This is a genomic window from Dyella acidisoli (genome assembly GCF_030160295.1).
In the GTDB taxonomy this organism is placed as follows: Bacteria; Pseudomonadota; Gammaproteobacteria; order Xanthomonadales; family Rhodanobacteraceae; genus Dyella_B; species Dyella_B acidisoli.
In genome coordinates, this window is record NZ_BSOB01000035.1 from 13,837 (window position 1) to 29,302 (window position 15,466).

Annotated in this window: 14 protein-coding genes; 4 read left to right on the forward strand and 10 right to left on the reverse strand. The window is 59.5% G+C overall.

Annotation, left to right across the window (positions count from 1 at the left end):
* Positions 1 to 133 precede the first annotated feature (133 nt).
* Together QQJ86_RS15550 and QQJ86_RS15555 are read right to left on the reverse strand one after the other, a co-directional pair.
* Positions 134 to 358 carry a hypothetical protein gene (locus QQJ86_RS15550; protein WP_284321880.1) on the reverse strand — a complete coding sequence of 75 codons (225 nt, stop codon included), beginning with the start codon at positions 356 to 358 and terminating at the stop codon, positions 134 to 136.
* 152 nt (positions 359 to 510) lie between these two features.
* On the reverse strand, positions 511 to 879 hold the full coding sequence (locus QQJ86_RS15555) for a hypothetical protein (protein WP_284321881.1): 369 nt from the start codon (positions 877 to 879) through the stop codon (positions 511 to 513).
* Positions 880 to 1,029: 150 nt separating this feature from the next.
* Here QQJ86_RS15555 and QQJ86_RS15560 point away from each other — a divergent pair, with 150 nt between their 5' ends.
* On the forward strand, positions 1,030 to 1,218 hold the full coding sequence (locus QQJ86_RS15560) for a hypothetical protein (RefSeq protein ID WP_284321882.1): 189 nt from the start codon (positions 1,030 to 1,032) through the stop codon (positions 1,216 to 1,218).
* 178 nt (positions 1,219 to 1,396) lie between these two features.
* On the opposite strand, the gene QQJ86_RS15565 is transcribed toward QQJ86_RS15560, so the two are convergent.
* The 7 genes from QQJ86_RS15565 to QQJ86_RS15595 all read right to left on the reverse strand — a co-directional run bounded on the left by QQJ86_RS15565 (position 1,397) and on the right by QQJ86_RS15595 (position 11,300).
* Positions 1,397 to 3,763, reverse strand: coding sequence for a winged helix-turn-helix domain-containing protein (locus tag QQJ86_RS15565; protein WP_284321883.1), 2,367 nt, complete (start codon positions 3,761 to 3,763; stop codon positions 1,397 to 1,399).
* Between the two features lie 577 nt (positions 3,764 to 4,340).
* Positions 4,341 to 6,686 (reverse strand): winged helix-turn-helix domain-containing protein, encoded by a 2,346-nt coding sequence (locus tag QQJ86_RS15570; RefSeq protein ID WP_284321884.1) that lies wholly within the window; start codon positions 6,684 to 6,686, stop codon positions 4,341 to 4,343.
* Positions 6,687 to 6,792: 106 nt separating this feature from the next.
* Positions 6,793 to 9,012, reverse strand: coding sequence for a hypothetical protein (locus QQJ86_RS15575; RefSeq protein ID WP_284321885.1), 2,220 nt, complete (start codon positions 9,010 to 9,012; stop codon positions 6,793 to 6,795).
* Positions 9,009 to 9,962, reverse strand: coding sequence for a PilW family protein (locus tag QQJ86_RS15580; RefSeq protein ID WP_284321886.1), 954 nt, complete (start codon positions 9,960 to 9,962; stop codon positions 9,009 to 9,011). The genes QQJ86_RS15575 and QQJ86_RS15580 overlap by 4 nt, the downstream gene beginning before the upstream one ends.
* On the reverse strand, positions 9,953 to 10,399 hold the full coding sequence (locus QQJ86_RS15585; RefSeq protein ID WP_284321887.1) for a type II secretion system protein: 447 nt from the start codon (positions 10,397 to 10,399) through the stop codon (positions 9,953 to 9,955). Before QQJ86_RS15585 ends, QQJ86_RS15580 begins: the two co-directional genes overlap by 10 nt.
* On the reverse strand, positions 10,383 to 10,871 hold the full coding sequence (locus QQJ86_RS15590) for a type IV pilin protein (protein WP_284321888.1): 489 nt from the start codon (positions 10,869 to 10,871) through the stop codon (positions 10,383 to 10,385). Before QQJ86_RS15590 ends, QQJ86_RS15585 begins: the two co-directional genes overlap by 17 nt.
* 9 nt (positions 10,872 to 10,880) lie before the next feature.
* On the reverse strand, positions 10,881 to 11,300 hold the full coding sequence (locus QQJ86_RS15595) for a type IV pilin protein (protein WP_284321889.1): 420 nt from the start codon (positions 11,298 to 11,300) through the stop codon (positions 10,881 to 10,883).
* A 410-nt stretch (positions 11,301 to 11,710) separates the two neighbouring features.
* On the opposite strand from QQJ86_RS15595, the gene QQJ86_RS15600 reads away from it, so the two are divergent.
* Genes QQJ86_RS15600 through QQJ86_RS15610 form a run of 3 tightly spaced genes read left to right on the forward strand, consistent with a single transcriptional unit; the run spans position 11,711 to position 13,694 of the window.
* On the forward strand, positions 11,711 to 12,214 hold the full coding sequence (locus tag QQJ86_RS15600) for a roadblock/LC7 domain-containing protein (RefSeq protein ID WP_284321890.1): 504 nt from the start codon (positions 11,711 to 11,713) through the stop codon (positions 12,212 to 12,214).
* A 9-nt stretch (positions 12,215 to 12,223) separates the two neighbouring features.
* On the forward strand, positions 12,224 to 13,171 hold the full coding sequence (locus tag QQJ86_RS15605) for a hypothetical protein (RefSeq protein WP_284321891.1): 948 nt from the start codon (positions 12,224 to 12,226) through the stop codon (positions 13,169 to 13,171).
* Positions 13,164 to 13,694 carry a GTP-binding protein gene (locus QQJ86_RS15610; protein WP_284321892.1) on the forward strand — a complete coding sequence of 177 codons (531 nt, stop codon included), beginning with the start codon at positions 13,164 to 13,166 and terminating at the stop codon, positions 13,692 to 13,694. Before QQJ86_RS15605 ends, QQJ86_RS15610 begins: the two co-directional genes overlap by 8 nt.
* Positions 13,695 to 14,026: 332 nt before the next feature.
* Here QQJ86_RS15610 and QQJ86_RS15615 read toward each other — a convergent pair whose 3' ends face one another.
* On the reverse strand, positions 14,027 to 15,073 hold the full coding sequence (locus QQJ86_RS15615; protein ID WP_284321893.1) for an AraC family transcriptional regulator: 1,047 nt from the start codon (positions 15,071 to 15,073) through the stop codon (positions 14,027 to 14,029).
* Positions 15,074 to 15,466 lie beyond the last annotated feature (393 nt).

Genomic DNA, 15,466 nt, shown 5'->3' on the forward strand with positions numbered 1-15,466 from the left:
GATCGCGAACAACAGAAACATCGCAACGCGATCCTTGCGCCGCACACCGCTACGGATTGTCAGACGTTTGATGTTGCAGTGAGATGCACGATGCTACGGGAAGCTTGCCCGATCACGTCATCCCTGCCATAGGTCACGCCTCTGAGTCGTCGTCCGATTCCACGTCGATTTCACGGAAGTAATGGTCGATCAGGCCTTTCGCCTCTTCTTCCCAGCGCGCTGAGCCGCCGCTCGCGATGATGTGGCGGTGGGGATCATCCGGAAAATAGATCACGCCGCTGCGCGAATCGGCGCCGCCGTTGTAGCCGTGTTCGAACTTGATGCCGCGATACTCGCCGAATTGCTGCTCGGAGCTCATGCGTGACAGGCCTGCTGGTGATGGGTCATCAGCAGGCAAGTGTATCCGTAGGTTGGGTTGGGTTAGCGCAGCGTAACCCAACAATGCGCCTCGAACATGTTGGGTTACGCTGCGATAACCCAACGATTGGCGCCCAGCCAACGAAAATCTGATTAGAAGCTACGCGCCCGGCTGACGCTGGGCGCCAGTGGCCGATGGTCAGAAACTGACACGCTGAGTACCCCCAGCGCGATGCCGATCAACGCCAGCGCCAGGCCGGAAGGCACTGCGGAGAGGAAATGGGCGAGCTTGGCGATGCCGTACCAGGAGTGCGGATTGTCCATGTAGGTGCACAGACCAGGGCAGACATTCCGAATCCAGGTCATCACGGGCGGCTGAGCGGTCCAATGACCGTCGTGCAGCCACTGCAAGCCCTGAAAACCCAGCCACAGTACCGAGATCATGTTCAGCATTACGGCGGCCAGCCACAGTGAAAGGGACATCCCCTCCAGAGCCAGTACGTGAAAGCGTGTCGTTGTCATGGCAAGGCACCTGCGCATCTACGGCATCAGACGCAGGTGAACATGCATATCTCGTGCCTCGACCTGCACACGCTCAAGTTGCCGGCCAGGCAGCCGATATCCAGCCCATGGACACCGCGTCCGCGTCACCCGCTGCAAGGAGAATCGGTCATGACTCTGTCGATCGTCGAAGAACTGATGCTGCATAACCTCTCCTGTCCCCAATGCCGCGCCAGCGAGCCCTGCCTGGTTGCCGAGCACATCGAAGACAGCTGGCCCCGGCGCGTTGCTCTGGAAGCTGCCGCCAGCCTGCGGAAGATCACCGCTCTCGACGAGCCACAGCAGGCAATGGCCTCGTAGCAACAAATGGCCCGAAAGGACACGTGATTGGCGCTGTCCGGAGAAAGACAGACAATCGCGGGCGCCGTACGCTCATCAGACATCCACCCTTGATATCAGTCATCCAGACTGACGGCGCTGACGTGATTTCCGCTTCCATGTCAGCGCCTTCTTTTTTTCTGGGGCTTGCGCCCTGCCCTCAGAATTCGAACGTCGAAGAGGCAGCCGGCAAGGGACGGTCGCCCGTCAGCTGCTGAGCCGTGCTGCGGGATTTCTGCCAGGAATCCGTCTGGCCAAGGGCCTGATAGACACGTGCCTCGACCCAGGCGGCACGCCAGTCCGTAGTGCTCCAGGCGGACAGTCGGCCGCTGATCGCCACCGCCTGATCCACGTGTCCGGTATCCAGCAGGGCCAACGCGTAGGCTTTGCCGACGCTGACGATCACTTCAGGCACGCCCAGCTTGTCCGCCAGGTTCATGGCGAGTTTCAACTGCTCGATCGCCTTGTCGTGGTTCCCGTCGATCCATGCCTGCGCCGCCTGAGCGCGCACGACATAGATATGGGTCCATTCGTTCTTCACCGGCAGGTGAGACTCCCACGCCAGCATTGCGGCTATCTCCTGCCGAGCCTGGTCGACCTTGCCGCCACGCTGCAACCCTGCAATGCGCACCAGCCACACTTCGGCATAGTCGCGCTGATCGTCTTCCTCCAACACCGGTTTCAGGGCGTCGGATGCCAGCATCGCGGCACGTTCGTTGTCGCCACTATCCAGGGCCAGCCTGGCCAGTGATTTGTTTACCTGCGCTCGCAGGCCCGATTCCTTTTCGGCATCGATATCGTTGAGCAAGTGCTCGAACAAAGCCTTCGCTTCGACCGTGCGCCCGTTATCGGCCAGCGCTGCAGCACGTACTGAAGTCAGTTCATGACGCATGTCGTCGCCGATGAAACCGAAATCCTTACCCTTTTCGTCCAACGGCCAGAAGCGATCCGTAGTAGCCAGTTCGTCCTGAAACTTCAGCAGCATCTGCTGCGCGTAGGCCAGCGCATCCAATGTCGACAGCAGCATCGAACGCATGCCCATGCTCACGAACTGATCATAGGCGTGCTGCAACAAGGTGACCGCTGCATCGGGCTGCGAACGGCGCAAGGCAAGCACCCCCATGTCGAAATCCGACTTGGTCACGCCAACCAATTCCCCTGCCAGCGAGTAGTTGACGCGAGCATGGCCTAGATCCGCCGTGGCGTCCTCCAGCTTCCACAGAAGCTGATTAAGGTAGCCGCGAGTGAGATAGGCAGTCGCCAGCGCACCGAAATTCTTTTCTTTTTGCAAGATGCTTATGGCTTGGTCTAACGCACTCTGGCTCTGCGCCCATTGGCGATTGTTCATATAGATGGAGCCCAGCACGGTAAGGATCTCACCGCGCAATACGGCCTCTTTGTTTTCGGGCAATTGCTTCAGCAACGCCTGAAGCTGTTGCTGGCAGGCATCGGAACGCCCCTCATCGCATTCGAGCGATGCACGGAAATAGGCAATCTCGTGATTGTTGCGCACATCCGGTGGCGCTTTCTCTATCAGCTCACGTGCTGTCTGCGGCTGGCCGGCCAGCCGCGCTGCATCGATGCGCTCCAGATATTGCTGCACCGACGAGCCCGGCAACGACTCACTACTACTACCCGCGTTGTAGCCCAGTTGCGCCAACAGCAGGTCGCTGGCCGTGCGCGTGGCGGCCAGCACATCGCCGGACGAAGCCTCGGCCTTCCATGTACGTCCATCCTTGCTCTTCGCATCCAGATCCACGTGCCAGCGATCGCCGGACAATTCCGCACGAGAATGGATCACCAGCGCGAATGAAGAAAGCTTGGCGCCCGACGTGTCGTCCGTGTCCTTGAGTAGCGTTAGCACTTCCTGACTGCTCTCGGTGGGCACCTTCGCATCGCGCAGACGCGTGGCGATCATGTCCATCATGCCAAGGTGCAGCCATTTCCAGTCGTCAGGCGCCACCACCTCCACTGGCAACACCACGGCAGCGCTTCGATTGAACTGGAAATTCGTTTTAGCCGCCCTGCCACCCAGCATCTGCCATCCGGCATACATAAGGGCGAGCACAAGCGTGCAAAGCAGCGCAACGAATAATGAGCGACGGATCGGCACCACTTTCGGCTGACGGCGCGTGGTATTCGTGTCGTCGTGTGTCGTCTCTGCAATCGCCGGCGTGGCTTCGGAGGACTCAGGCTGCTGCAACACCTGTGTTTCCAACGCCCAGCGATAGCCCACCCGTGCCACGGTCTTGATGCAACGCTGCTCGTTGCCCGCTTCACCCAGCGCACGGCGCAAACGAACGATCGTCTGCGCCAACAGGTTGTCGCTGACGTCGACACGTCCCCATACCGCTGAAATCAGCTCGTCCTTGCCTACCGGACGCTCGCGGTGTTCCACCAGATACACCAGGCAATCGAACGCACTGGCTGCCAACTCGATCGACTCGCCGTTGCGGCTCAACTCGCGCGCAAGGGGATTGAGTTGGAACTCGCCGAATCGGTAAATGGTCGCCCCCGTGCTCGTCATTGTCCTGCTCTGCGTCGAGCCGTTCGCTGAGGATGATACATGCCAGCCACTCGCCTGGCTGCGCGGTGCGTGGCAGAAGCTATGTTGGTTGGGGTGCAAACCCCAACCTACGAATGAGCAGCTAGTTCGAAACAGCTTCGGCATACGACGGTGCGACGCTCTTCCAGCGCAAAGCGCTGGTGAAGAGTGCGCGCATGGATGCACGCTGCTCTAGTGGGGCCCCATAGGGTGCGGTAAAGGGTCGGAGGATCAGGCCCCTTCAGGGGGCATGGGCACGGATGCCCATGCCTTTTCGCCAACACAGGATGTGCTGTCGAAAAGCCCCTCCGATCCTTCACGAACTTGGCAGGCATGGACGCCCGCCAAGCGCACCCTCTGGGGTGCCCTTCTCTTTGGTTACTTTCTCTTACTCCGGGCTTCCTGCCCTCCGCCCTTCGGGCCAGCGTGCGCTGTTCGCCCGCGTTCCAGACGCGGGCGTGGGCACGCAAGAGAAAGTGACTCGGTCCCTCTAGGGACCGAAAGCGCCGCAGGCAATGCCACAACAACGCAAGATGCAGCAACATCGCCAAGAGACAATCTAAAACATCGCCACCACACCACCAGGCAACCGCCGATCCCCCGCAAGCTGCTGCGCCCTTCCTCGCGCCTTGTCCGCCGCAGCGTTCTGCCCCAACGCCTGCAACACGCAAGACTCCACCCAAGCCGCACGCCAATCGACACTCGTCCAATCGGAAAGCCGCCCACTGACCGCCACCGCCTGATCCACATGTCCAGCCGCCAGCAGTGTCAACGCGTAAGCACGGCCAACGTCCACAATGGTTTCCGGCGTGCCCAATGCATCGGCTGCAGCCATCGCTGACTTGAGCTGTTGAAGCGCCTGATCGCGCTGCCCATCGCTCCATGCCTGCGCAGCCTTCGCGCGTAACAACCAGATCGTGACGAGGTCGTTCTGCTTGGGCAAGCGCGCGGCCCAAGCTTGCATCGCCGTCACAGTGCGCTTGAGTTCGTCTGTCTTGCCGGCGCGCTGCAAGGCGATGACGTTCACGTACCACGCTTCGCCGTAGTCGCTCGGATCGTCGTCTTGTGCCAGCGCAGTTCCATCCATGGCCTTGCCGATCCATTGCAATGCGCCTGCTACGTCCTCGCGATCCAGTGCCAGCTTGGCCAGATTCACGTACAACAGCGCGCGCAAAGTCGCTTCCTCTTCGGCGCTTGCCTGCGCAAGTATGCTTTCGAGCAACGCCATGGCGTCGGATGTTCGCCCGTTGTCGGCCAACGCGAGGGCGCGCGTGTTGGCAAGCTCATGGCGCGAGTAGTTGTCGAGAAAATCCATGTGTTTTTGCTCGAATGGCCAGAATTTATCGGTCGTAGCCAACTCGTCGGGATAGAGCAACGACAACTTCTGCGCACCGGCTAGTGCATCCAACGCCGAGGAAAGCAGTTGCCGCATGCCCATGCGCTGATACTGCTCGTATGCATGCTGCAGCAGCGGCACCGCCGTACCGAACTGACCGCGACGCAACGCGATCTCGCCCATCGCACGATCCACCTTGGCTTGGCCCACGGAGTCGCCGGCCAACACGAAATCGACGCGAGCACGGCCGAGATCCAGCGTCGCTTCATCCAATTTGCTCTGATAGAACTCCAAGTGCGAACGATCCAGGTAAGCCGTGGCCAGCGCTTCGGTGTCCTTCTGTCCTTGCAACAGGTGCACCGCTTCGTCGAGCACGGCCTCGCCTTCGGCGTACTGGTTCTTGCGCCGATACGGGAACCACAGCGAGGTAAGCACCTTCCCGCGCAACACCGGATTTTCGGTGGCCGATACTCGCGTGCGCAGATCGTTCAGGGATTGCTCGCACAATTCCAGCTTTCCTTCCGCGCAATACAGTTCGGCCTGCACGAAAGCAAGTTCAGGTGTATGGCGCATCCCGGGCGGTGCGTTGTCGATAAGCTTGTGCGCGATATCGGGTTGTCCGGCAAGCTGCGTCGCTTCGATGCGGAGCATGTACTGTTGCAGCGAATCGCCGGCAATGGATTTGCTGGATCCATTTGCGTATCCAAGCTGCACCAACATCAGATCGCTCGCCGCATGCGCCGCCGCCAGCACGTCGCTGGAAGAGGATTCCGCCTGCCAGCTTCGCCCGTCTTTCGCTTTGGCATCCAGATGCACATGCCAGCGATTGTCGGACAGCGACACGTGCGGCGTTACCACCAGCGCAAACGACGCAAGCTGCGCACTACCTGATTGGTTGAGCAGGTTGAGCACGTCCTGGCTGCTCTCAGTGGGCACTTTCGCTTCACGCAGCTGTGTCGAAAGCAGATCCATCAAGCCTAGATGCAGCCAGTTCCAATCATCGGGCGCCCTCACTTCGGCCGGCAGCACGATGGCCGTGCCGTCGTTGAAATGCATGGGTGTGGAAGCGGGTTTGATCTGGACAGCTTGCCAGCCCCAATAGCAGGCGGCCACGATGATCGTAATCAGCAACGACACTAACAACGAAAGACGAACCCGCCTTGGATGCGGATGGAATTTGGCCTTATCACGATCGTCATCGACAACACTGTCGCCTTGCATGGCTTCGGCTTGCGTGACAAACGGAGAGGACAGCACCGTCGTCTCCAGCATCCAGCGGTAACCCACGCGCGCCATGGTTTTTATGCAGCGTTGTTCGCTGCTCGCATCATCCAGTGCGCGCCGCAAGCGCACGATGGTTTGCGCAAGCAGGTTGTCGCTGACGTCCGACCGTCCCCACACCGCAGCGATCAATTCGTCCTTGCCCACCGCACGTTCGCGATGTTCGACCAGGTAAACCAAGCAATCGAAGGAGCTGGCCGCGATCACGACCGCTTCGCCATTCCGGCTTAACTCCCTGGTCGTCGGATCGAGGCGGAAGTCGCCGAAGCAATAGACTGGAGTCCCCATGCGTGAAACTTTACCACTCATGGGAAGTGGGCTTTGTCGCGGACACCGCTATCTGGCGGCGTCCCCGCACTTTTGTTGGGGTTTGTATCCCAACCTACCGCGTAACTTATAAATAACGCGTCCAGTTGATCGTGCTGGTGTTGTTGCCGCTCGTGCTTGGCTGGGACGAGGTGCAACCCTGCATGCACGGCACGGTACCCGGGTGGTAAGTGCTAGGCAGCTTGCTGAAATCCATGGTGGTCTTGCCGCTCAGTTGGTTGCTTGACGTGTCGTTCGGATTCTGCGCGGCCGCGGTGATCGAGCCATTGACGCTGGTATCGCCGCCCGTATTGAACGTGCTGCCCGCCATCACGCTGCCATTGACCACGGTTTTCGCACCCAGGTTGATCGTGCCGCCGGAGAACACGCCGTTGACGTAGCCACCCGCCAGCAACGCCACATTGCCGATGGCGCTGTCGATCAATTGCTGGTTCTGGACATCGCACAAATTAGTGGGATACAGGCCGTCGAAATCCTGCTTCTGGGTCGCGTCGTGCAGCGTCAACCATGACGGCGTGGCATTGGCGCACATCTCGTCATAACCGGCATAGTTCGGCGCATCGATGCGTGCGGAGCCGCCGGTGTTGATGTTGCCCGTGGCGATCGCCGTATCCATGTAGCCACCGCCATTGAAATTGAGATCGCCCTGGAACCAGAGAATGCCGCGCGCAAAGCTGATGCCGCTGATGGTCCACGCACCGTTGCTGTAGGAAAGACAGTCGTTTTCCTCCGACTGGCCCTGGCAGAACGTGCGACCTGGTGTGGACGGTTCCAGGCATTGGCCAACACCGTTGTTGTCGAGGCTGCCCGAAACCAGCTTGGTGCAGAGGAAATCCTCGTAACCGCGATAGACGCCATTGGCATTGAGTGGCGGATACGTACCCACGTAATAGGTACCGCTCGTGATGCCGTTGATGTTGGACACCGTCACTTGCATGGCGCCGTTCACCATCTGGAATACGTAGTTGGCCGATGACTTCAAAGCGTAGGCATCGACAGCCGGACGATCGATCGTCACTGGCGGCAGCTTTGTAATCGAAATAGTCGGCACCGATACGGTGTAGCCCTTCTGAACGGTGACGTTGACTTTCCCATTCCAGAAATTTTGCTTGGTAAGCGTGCCGCCGATCGTCCCGGTAACGGCATCCCAGCCGTTCGCCTGCAGATCACCACCAGCCTTCAAGGAAGCAATACCGCTGGTGGAAGATTTTGAATCGCCATTGGCGTTGTCGATGACATTGCTGGGCGTCGTAACGCTCGCCACGCCTTCGCCATTCACCGTAACCGTGCCACCCGCCGTGATGTTGGTAGACAGGTTTGCTCCGCTGTAGGCCACATCACCATTGGCCTGGATGGTGGAAGCACCGCCACCCGTACCAGTCCAATTAACGTTGCCTTCGGTAGTAATGGTGCCGATGTTCACACCACCGGCGGGCACAATCACGTCACCGATCGACGTCACCGACGAAGCACTGCCACCATTGAACGTCACGGTGCCATTAGACTGGATCACAAAAGGCTTGGCGCCACCATCGATGGTGACGTTGCCCAGCGCATTGATCTGATCGACGCTGGCGGCACCGGTAACCTCCACGTCACCGTTGGCATAGACCTCGTTGACGTGAATGCCGCTGCCTATCGAGACGTTGCCGGTCGCGTGAATACTGTTGACGCCGTCCACCGACGCGTTGTCCAGCTTGACGTTGCCTTCCACGTTCAAATTGGCATTCTGCCCGCCGAGCACATCGATGCCGCCAGTCAGGTTGAGGTCTTTGTAGAAATTGAGCGTGTTGATGTTGACCGTGGAGCCGCTGTTGCTGCTGCTAGTGCTGCTGCCCTGGGTTCCATTTGGCGTGACGTTGTACACCGCCTGCAGAGTGGCCTTGCTGGCTGCTGGCGTGCCGGTCGCCGAGGCTGCGGTGATATTGGCCACCACCTGGTACACCGTAGTGCTTTTACCGGAGACCGTCGCCGTCGACTGCGTGATGTTGAGGATGTTGACGGCGAGCGCATCCGAACCATCGATCTTCAGCGCACCGGTGCTCAAGCTCGTCATGTTCGTCACGGCAAGATAGCGGCGCACCGTTTCCGCACCCATCCACGTCGAACCTTGCGCAGGCGTGATCGAATGCAGGCTGAGCTGGCCTTCCTGCGAACCGCGCATCACGTGCACCACACCCATGGTGGTGACCGTCATCGCCAGGCCGATCAGCAGCACCAGCAGCAGGTTCATCACGCCACGCTGACGGAACGGCGAGGCGTGAGGTTTGGCGCGTCGCTTGATCATGAGTTTCCTTGCGACTTGAAGTTGGGCAGACATACCGAGAAGGCCGGTATGTTGATAACGGCTGAGCTGGTCGATCTCGTTGAGCTGGAGGAGCTGGGAAGACTCAACGCATCGGTCGAGCCGGATGAGCCGCTGGAACCGGAAGAGCCATCCGAACCGCTGGAGCCGGAGGAGTTGCCGCCACCCTGCCCGTTTCCGGGATGCACGCCATCCCGATGGCCCGCGTTATCCCATTTGTTTGAATCGCCCGAGCCGTCTGAGTTGCTTGAAGAGCTCGAATCAGTCGTATTCGCCGGGCCATTCGATTGGCCGTTATTCGCCTGGTCCTGCGTAGGCAGGTAATAGCTCACCTGGAAACTGCTGCCTGGCGTCGTTTGTTGATAGGGAAAGCAACTGCCTGAAGAGGCCTGAAAGATGGACAGCGGTCCCAAGCTGCTGGCGGTTGCAAGTTGATTGCTCTGCCATTGCACGCTTTGCGAATTGGCGGCGTTCTTGCAACTGGCTGGCTTCAACCACAGCAATCCCTTCGCAGTTACCAGCAAACCTTCGCACTGATAACCCGCCGGATCCGTCTTACCGGTCACGGCAGTGGGATTGAAACCCCAAATCACCGCGTTGCCGGTAACCGAGGCGTTATACGAAGTGATCGCCGTGCCCTGGAGTTTGCCGTCGTTGGACAACGACGCATTGCTCAACACCACCAGATCGGTACCGATGGTGGCACCGGTGATACCAAAGCCTGCCTGCTGCATTTCCTGCTGCGATACCAACGAACTGGTGGCCACCTGTCCATCGCGGAAAGCTTGATCCTTGACGAACTCCGCACTGTTGACGACGTTGTGATACATAGTGAGCATCGCGGCAATGCCGAGCAAGCCGACGGCCAACCCCACCAGCGTGCTGATCAACGTAAAACCGGACATTTGCCGACGTATGCGGATCATGTGCATGGCGCCTGCACCTTCGCCATGGCGGCGGTATCCGTTCCGACCATGACGGTTCCTTCTAGGACCGTATCGCTAACCGCATGAGGAATGCACAACACCACGCTGGACGGCTGGGTTATCACCACGCCACCCACCGTGATCGATGTAGCCGCAGGGCATTGCACATTGACGGTATAGAGCTTGTTGATCAGCGGTAACGTGACCTTAGCTTGGCTACTGTTGGCCTGGCCGGGGCAAAGCGACGAGCCATACTGTTGCAGCAACAGGCGCATCTGGCTGGCTGCGACGCCATCCAGGCGCGCGTTCTTTGCACCCACTTCCATGCGAGTCGTGGCGTAAAGAGTGCCTGCGCCGATGAAGCTCATCACAAGCACGGCGATCAACGCTTCGAGCAGCACGTCGCCGCGCTGTGTGCGCTTGCGGTTACGGTAGCTGTACAAAGAACGCCTCCTCGGATGCCACGTTGACGTCTAGCCCTGCCTGCAAGCACGACAGATTGCTCACGGTCGTAACCAGCGCCACGCCGCGTTCGTTATAGGCCACACATTGAAAGGGAATATTGGTCTTCGTCAGTACGATCGTCGCGTCGGATGGCAAGGACTGCGCCCACTCGGCTTTGGTATCGCATGTGATCTTTTGCGCAGTAGCGGGCACTACGACAAGCTTTCCCGCCGTCAGACACACAGCTGCGGCGGGTAAGGTTTGATCGGTGAGTCCTTGCGGATTACGCAGCGCCAAGGCCTTTGCGCGCCCCAGCGCTTCGTCCAAGGCGCCTTTCGCTTCGCGTTGATGCGCCGACAACACCCATTCGCGCGCCAGCGGAATGCCAAGCGTAAGCAGAAAGGCCACCAGACCGATGACGACCATCACCTCGATCAGCGTGAAGCCCTGCATTTTGAAAGTGCTGCGCATAGCCATGGCTCACCAGGTCGTTACAGAACCGCAGCTGCCGGATATTCCACCCGTCGCTGTACTGTCGAACGTAAGCACGCAGGTCGAAAGCGAACCGCTGATGCCTGTCGCTTTTATCGTGTATTGGGTAGCCCCGGAACTAAGCGAATACGTAAAACTATTCTTCTGCGAAGGACTCCAAGTCGTATAAATGCTGGTGATTTCGGCAGTACTGCTGAAATTGTGAGTGCCATACACCAGGTTTCGCTGCAGCTCGTTCTCAAGGCTGAGCGACAACGCGATCATATCGGCCTTCGCCGCCTGTACCTTGCTGCGCGTTATGTAATTGCCGTAGGCGTTCATTGCGATCACCGCAAGGATGGCAATGATCGCGATCACCACCATCAATTCGATCAAAGTGAAGCCGCGCTGCAAGCGCGTACCTTTCATGACTGCTCTCCCTTACCTGTTTCACCGGGCATGACCGGGCATGTGCCTTGCGCGGCTTTGCGTCGAGGCGGAAACACCTGAAACCGGATGCATTCCGTTACTGCGCGTTGCAGCGAGGAACGACACGTGCCGACCATGCGAAAGTCCTTTTCGTCACCGCTCTCCCGCAGCCGGCTGACGAGGCGTTTGCTCGAATTCGTTCGTAAAAAATAGTAGGCCGCTAAGGCCAAGTGTTCCATGGCATTACGCACCCCAATCTCTGTCACAGTGGGACATGCGACACATTGTTCACCGGCTCTTTCGACACATCTGCACAACGATGACCTCAACTGACAGCTAATCGAGCCACAAAGGCGATGGTCGTCCCAGGCGCGCAAAGCGATCATGCGCACCACGAAGAAATAATCGCGATGGATACGCACCATCGAGCGCACGACGCATTCGTGACGACTCACAACGGTCACGCCACCGCCTGGTTGAACCTCATGCAACGAACCCAAGCAGTCAGTAACGCCTTCAAGCGAATGGCGGAACTCCGCGCTATCTGCGACCAAGAACTGGCAGAGCTTTGCAAGAATTATCCGGAAATAAGCCTGGCCGTCGTGGCGACCGCCGATGCACGGCTGATCAGCGTGCGCTCGTCCATGGTGAAGGATGGTCACCGCATTGCCGCCATGACCGGATCGATGCTTGGCCTGTGCGAAACGCTGGCGCGCGAATTGTCCGCAGGCGTATGCCAATCCGCCGTGGTGTCGATGACGGACTACACCTGCATCCTGGTGCGCATCGCCGATCCGCGCCACCCGCTGGCGCTCGCCATAGGTGTGGGCCACAACATCATGCTGGCGCTGTCGCGCCGCGTGGCGGTAGATCTGGCTGCGCGCATTTCCTCGCACATACAAAACCTTCCCTGAGCGGGCGCCATGCTGGAAGAAAACATCAAGCACATCAAGATGGGCGTGGCCGGTCTCTCCGAAGAGATCGAGTTGCGTCTTTCGCTCGCCTGCGGCTTGCTCGCCGCCTCGCAGATCGATATCGAGCTGCAGGATTGGCAAGGTAACGAGAGCGATATCCTCGTTGTCGACATCGACAGCGGACACGGGCGGCTGGCTTATGAAATGGCTACGCGGCGCAATCTGCCCGTGCTGGTTTTTCCACGCAGTGGCGATTCCGAAACCCAATACGCGTCCAAGCTCGAGCGTGACGCACCTGCCGCCGTATTGGCGCGTGCGCTGCAGGAAAAACTGCAGACGTCGTCCGAGGCATCGTCCGACGATGTGCAAGGCTTGCTGGGCATTTGCATCCGCGAAGCCGGTTGCAACCAGGACCTGCTGGTGAAGCGCGGCGGCATCGCCATGATTCTGCGGCATGCAGCCGGGCGTATTCTCACGCGGTCGGTCAGCGACCTGGCGGCTGCGGAAACACGTCTGCTTGAAGGCACTTGGTTGTGCATGACGCGCCCTGCGAAAGATCCCCACGAACACGAATGGCTGGTGTCGCGCAGCCTGGATGGCTTCCTGATCAAGGCTTGCTTGAAGTATCAGGACAGCCTGCCTTCGCTCGGCGGCAAACTGTATCGGCTCACGCGCTGGCCCGACCTGGGCAGCGTGACCGACGATCAGGAAACGCTGCGCCTGTCCGCGTTGCTGCAGCGTTCCGCGTGGTCGGCGGATGCGCTGGCCAAACACACCGGCATGTCCACGGAATCCATCCATGCATTCCTGTGGGCGACGCTGGCGAGCGGCGCGCTGGCGCGCGCGGACGGCAACATGGTCAAGCCGGATGCGCCCCAAGTGCCTGCCACGGCTTCCTCTCTCATCCAACGCGTCGCACGGCACTTCGGGCTGAAGCTGGGTTACTCGCATGCTTGATTCGGAAAAGAACATCAAACTCTTGTTTCTGGGCCCGCCCGGTTCCGGCAAGACCACGGCTATTCGCGCCATATCCGATACCCCCCCTGTGTCGTCGGAAGTGCCTGGAACGGATGTCCTACTCGATGGAAAAACCAGCACGACGGTGGCGTTCGACTACAGCACCATCCGCCTCAACCCGAACGAGACCCTGCACGTGTATGGCCTGCCCGGGCAGGAATATCTCGACTTCATGGGAGCGATCGTGGGTCCCGGTGCGCTTGGCGCCGTGTTGATGCTGGATGCTTCGTCGCAGACGCTGGCTCAGGATTGCCGCACGGCGGTCGAACAGATCGCGCGCATCGACCCGAACCTGCGCTTCGTGATCGGCATCAGCAAGACCGACCTCACACCCACGTTCTCGATGGAAACGATGTACGCGCTCGCACGGCGCATGAGCCTGTTCGTGCCGATCTTCTGCATTGATCCGCGCGATCCGGCGCAGGCCAGGCAATTGGTGCGCGCGTTGTTGTACGTGCTTTGATGTGCGCTTGCGCGCACTCGTAGGTTGGGGTGCAAACTCCCAACAGTTACGTAATGTCCAGCAACCCGATTTGGTGAAAGTTACCCATGTGGTCGTCATTCCCGCGAAAGCGGGAATCCATCTTGCTCCGATGCATCCGTGAAAATGGATTCCCGCTTTCGCGGGAATGACGGCCATGAAGTAACGGCGATCCTCATGGCACAACATAAACGCACAAGTGTCTTGCTGCAAACAAACAATCATGGCAAGCGCAGCCTCTTACCGATCTGATGTAGCGAAGAAAGCTCCCCTTGCCATCATTCCCGCATGCGCGGAAATGACGGCACCTTGCATCACGCCACTTGCGCCAGCACCACACCACGCTCCAGCTTGTAAGGCAGCTTGGAGCGATACTGGCTAGGCGATTCGCCCGTCCAGCGACGGAAGGCGCGCGTGAGATTGGCCGCATCGGAATAGCCGCGGCGGTTGGCAATCTCGTCGATCGTCATCGTGGTGTTCAGCACGTCGCGCAACACTTCCTGCTTGCGCGCTTCATCCACCAGCTGACGGAAGTTGAAACCGAGATGGCGCAGTTTGCGCTTCAAGGTGCGGCTGGACATGCACAGCGCCTGTGCCACTTCTTCCATACCCAGGTAGGTGCCGTCTTCGAGTGGCAACAGACCCTTGATGCGCGCGATCAGGCAGTTGTTCTGGCCCAGTGCGATGCGTTCGCGCTCGCACTGCTGCTTGACCTGGGTCAGCACCAGCGAGTGCGCGGTCGGCAGCGGGAGGTCAAGGTAGACGCTAGGCATGCGCACCTGGCACAGCCCGGTGGAGAAACGCACCTTGGGCAGGCGGCCGGTGTAGGTCGAGGCATAGGACGGTTGATCGTCCTTGAACCACATTTCTACGTCCGGCAATTCGCACTGCGTGAGCTGACTGGCCAAGCGGGCTGTCATGGTGGCCAGGCGTTCCAAGGAGCAGTTCCGCAACGGCGCACCCGGAGCCAGGTCCTGGACGTTCAGCTCGGCCAAGCCGTCATGTTCGTGCAGGTAGATGCAGAAACCGGTGGTGCGCACGTCCAGGTAGCCGGTCCACAACCGCAGCGCGTCGCGCAGGGTGCGGCAACTCATCAGCCCCAATCCCAGGACGCCGTGCCAGGTAAGTGTGCTGCGCAGACCCAATTCGAACCCTATTCCGGGATCGCCGGTCAGGCGCATGGCGTTTTCCAGCAAGGCAGAATCTTGCTGTGTGGTGAGACGCAGGTCCCCGTCCAACTGGGCCGAGCCGATGCCCGTATCAGCCAGCGTCAGGTCCCTGCTGATGTTCCGCTGCTCCAGGTATTCGAGCAGCCCAATCGCATATTCCGCGGAGACGTCGCCCCGGTACCACTCGTTCATGTTCAGCCCTCGTCGTTCACCTTCGAGGGCGGCCGCCCCTGTGCGACCTGTCACCCTCGAAGACGGGGTGGATCATCGGGACGGGGTTGTCCACACGCATGCGGTTTGTCTGCGCGGGCCATGCTTTTGTTATGACAAGCTTTTATATCAATGAGTTAGATGCGTAAAAATCTGCCCTTAAACCGTTCTTTCATAGATGAAAAATGTCATCAGGCATCGCTGGTGATGTCTGGTGAGGACAAATGCCCGGGTATTTGCTGCCCCGTCACGCATCGTGAGGGGCCATAAATGTGAACCGGGAGTACCTGGACTCCTGATGACAAGAGGCGGCCCGCTTTGACATGCACCCCTTCTTCTTTGTCTCAGATCGTCTCCCGACAGCCCCCCCCCCCC

Coding starts and splice junctions, on each gene's coding strand:
- QQJ86_RS15550 (WP_284321880.1), bottom strand. CDS start 358: ATGAGCTCCGAGCAGCAATTCGGCGAGTATCGCGGCATCAAGTTCGAA.
- QQJ86_RS15555 (WP_284321881.1), bottom strand. CDS start 879: ATGACAACGACACGCTTTCACGTACTGGCTCTGGAGGGGATGTCCCTT.
- QQJ86_RS15560 (WP_284321882.1), top strand. CDS start 1,030: ATGACTCTGTCGATCGTCGAAGAACTGATGCTGCATAACCTCTCCTGT.
- QQJ86_RS15565 (WP_284321883.1), bottom strand. CDS start 3,763: ATGACGAGCACGGGGGCGACCATTTACCGATTCGGCGAGTTCCAACTC.
- QQJ86_RS15570 (WP_284321884.1), bottom strand. CDS start 6,686: ATGGGGACTCCAGTCTATTGCTTCGGCGACTTCCGCCTCGATCCGACG.
- QQJ86_RS15575 (WP_284321885.1), bottom strand. CDS start 9,012: ATGATCAAGCGACGCGCCAAACCTCACGCCTCGCCGTTCCGTCAGCGT.
- QQJ86_RS15580 (WP_284321886.1), bottom strand. CDS start 9,962: ATGCACATGATCCGCATACGTCGGCAAATGTCCGGTTTTACGTTGATC.
- QQJ86_RS15590 (WP_284321888.1), bottom strand. CDS start 10,871: ATGCGCAGCACTTTCAAAATGCAGGGCTTCACGCTGATCGAGGTGATG.
- QQJ86_RS15595 (WP_284321889.1), bottom strand. CDS start 11,300: ATGAAAGGTACGCGCTTGCAGCGCGGCTTCACTTTGATCGAATTGATG.
- QQJ86_RS15600 (WP_284321890.1), top strand. CDS start 11,711: ATGGATACGCACCATCGAGCGCACGACGCATTCGTGACGACTCACAAC.
- QQJ86_RS15605 (WP_284321891.1), top strand. CDS start 12,224: ATGCTGGAAGAAAACATCAAGCACATCAAGATGGGCGTGGCCGGTCTC.
- QQJ86_RS15610 (WP_284321892.1), top strand. CDS start 13,164: ATGCTTGATTCGGAAAAGAACATCAAACTCTTGTTTCTGGGCCCGCCC.
- QQJ86_RS15615 (WP_284321893.1), bottom strand. CDS start 15,073: ATGAACGAGTGGTACCGGGGCGACGTCTCCGCGGAATATGCGATTGGG.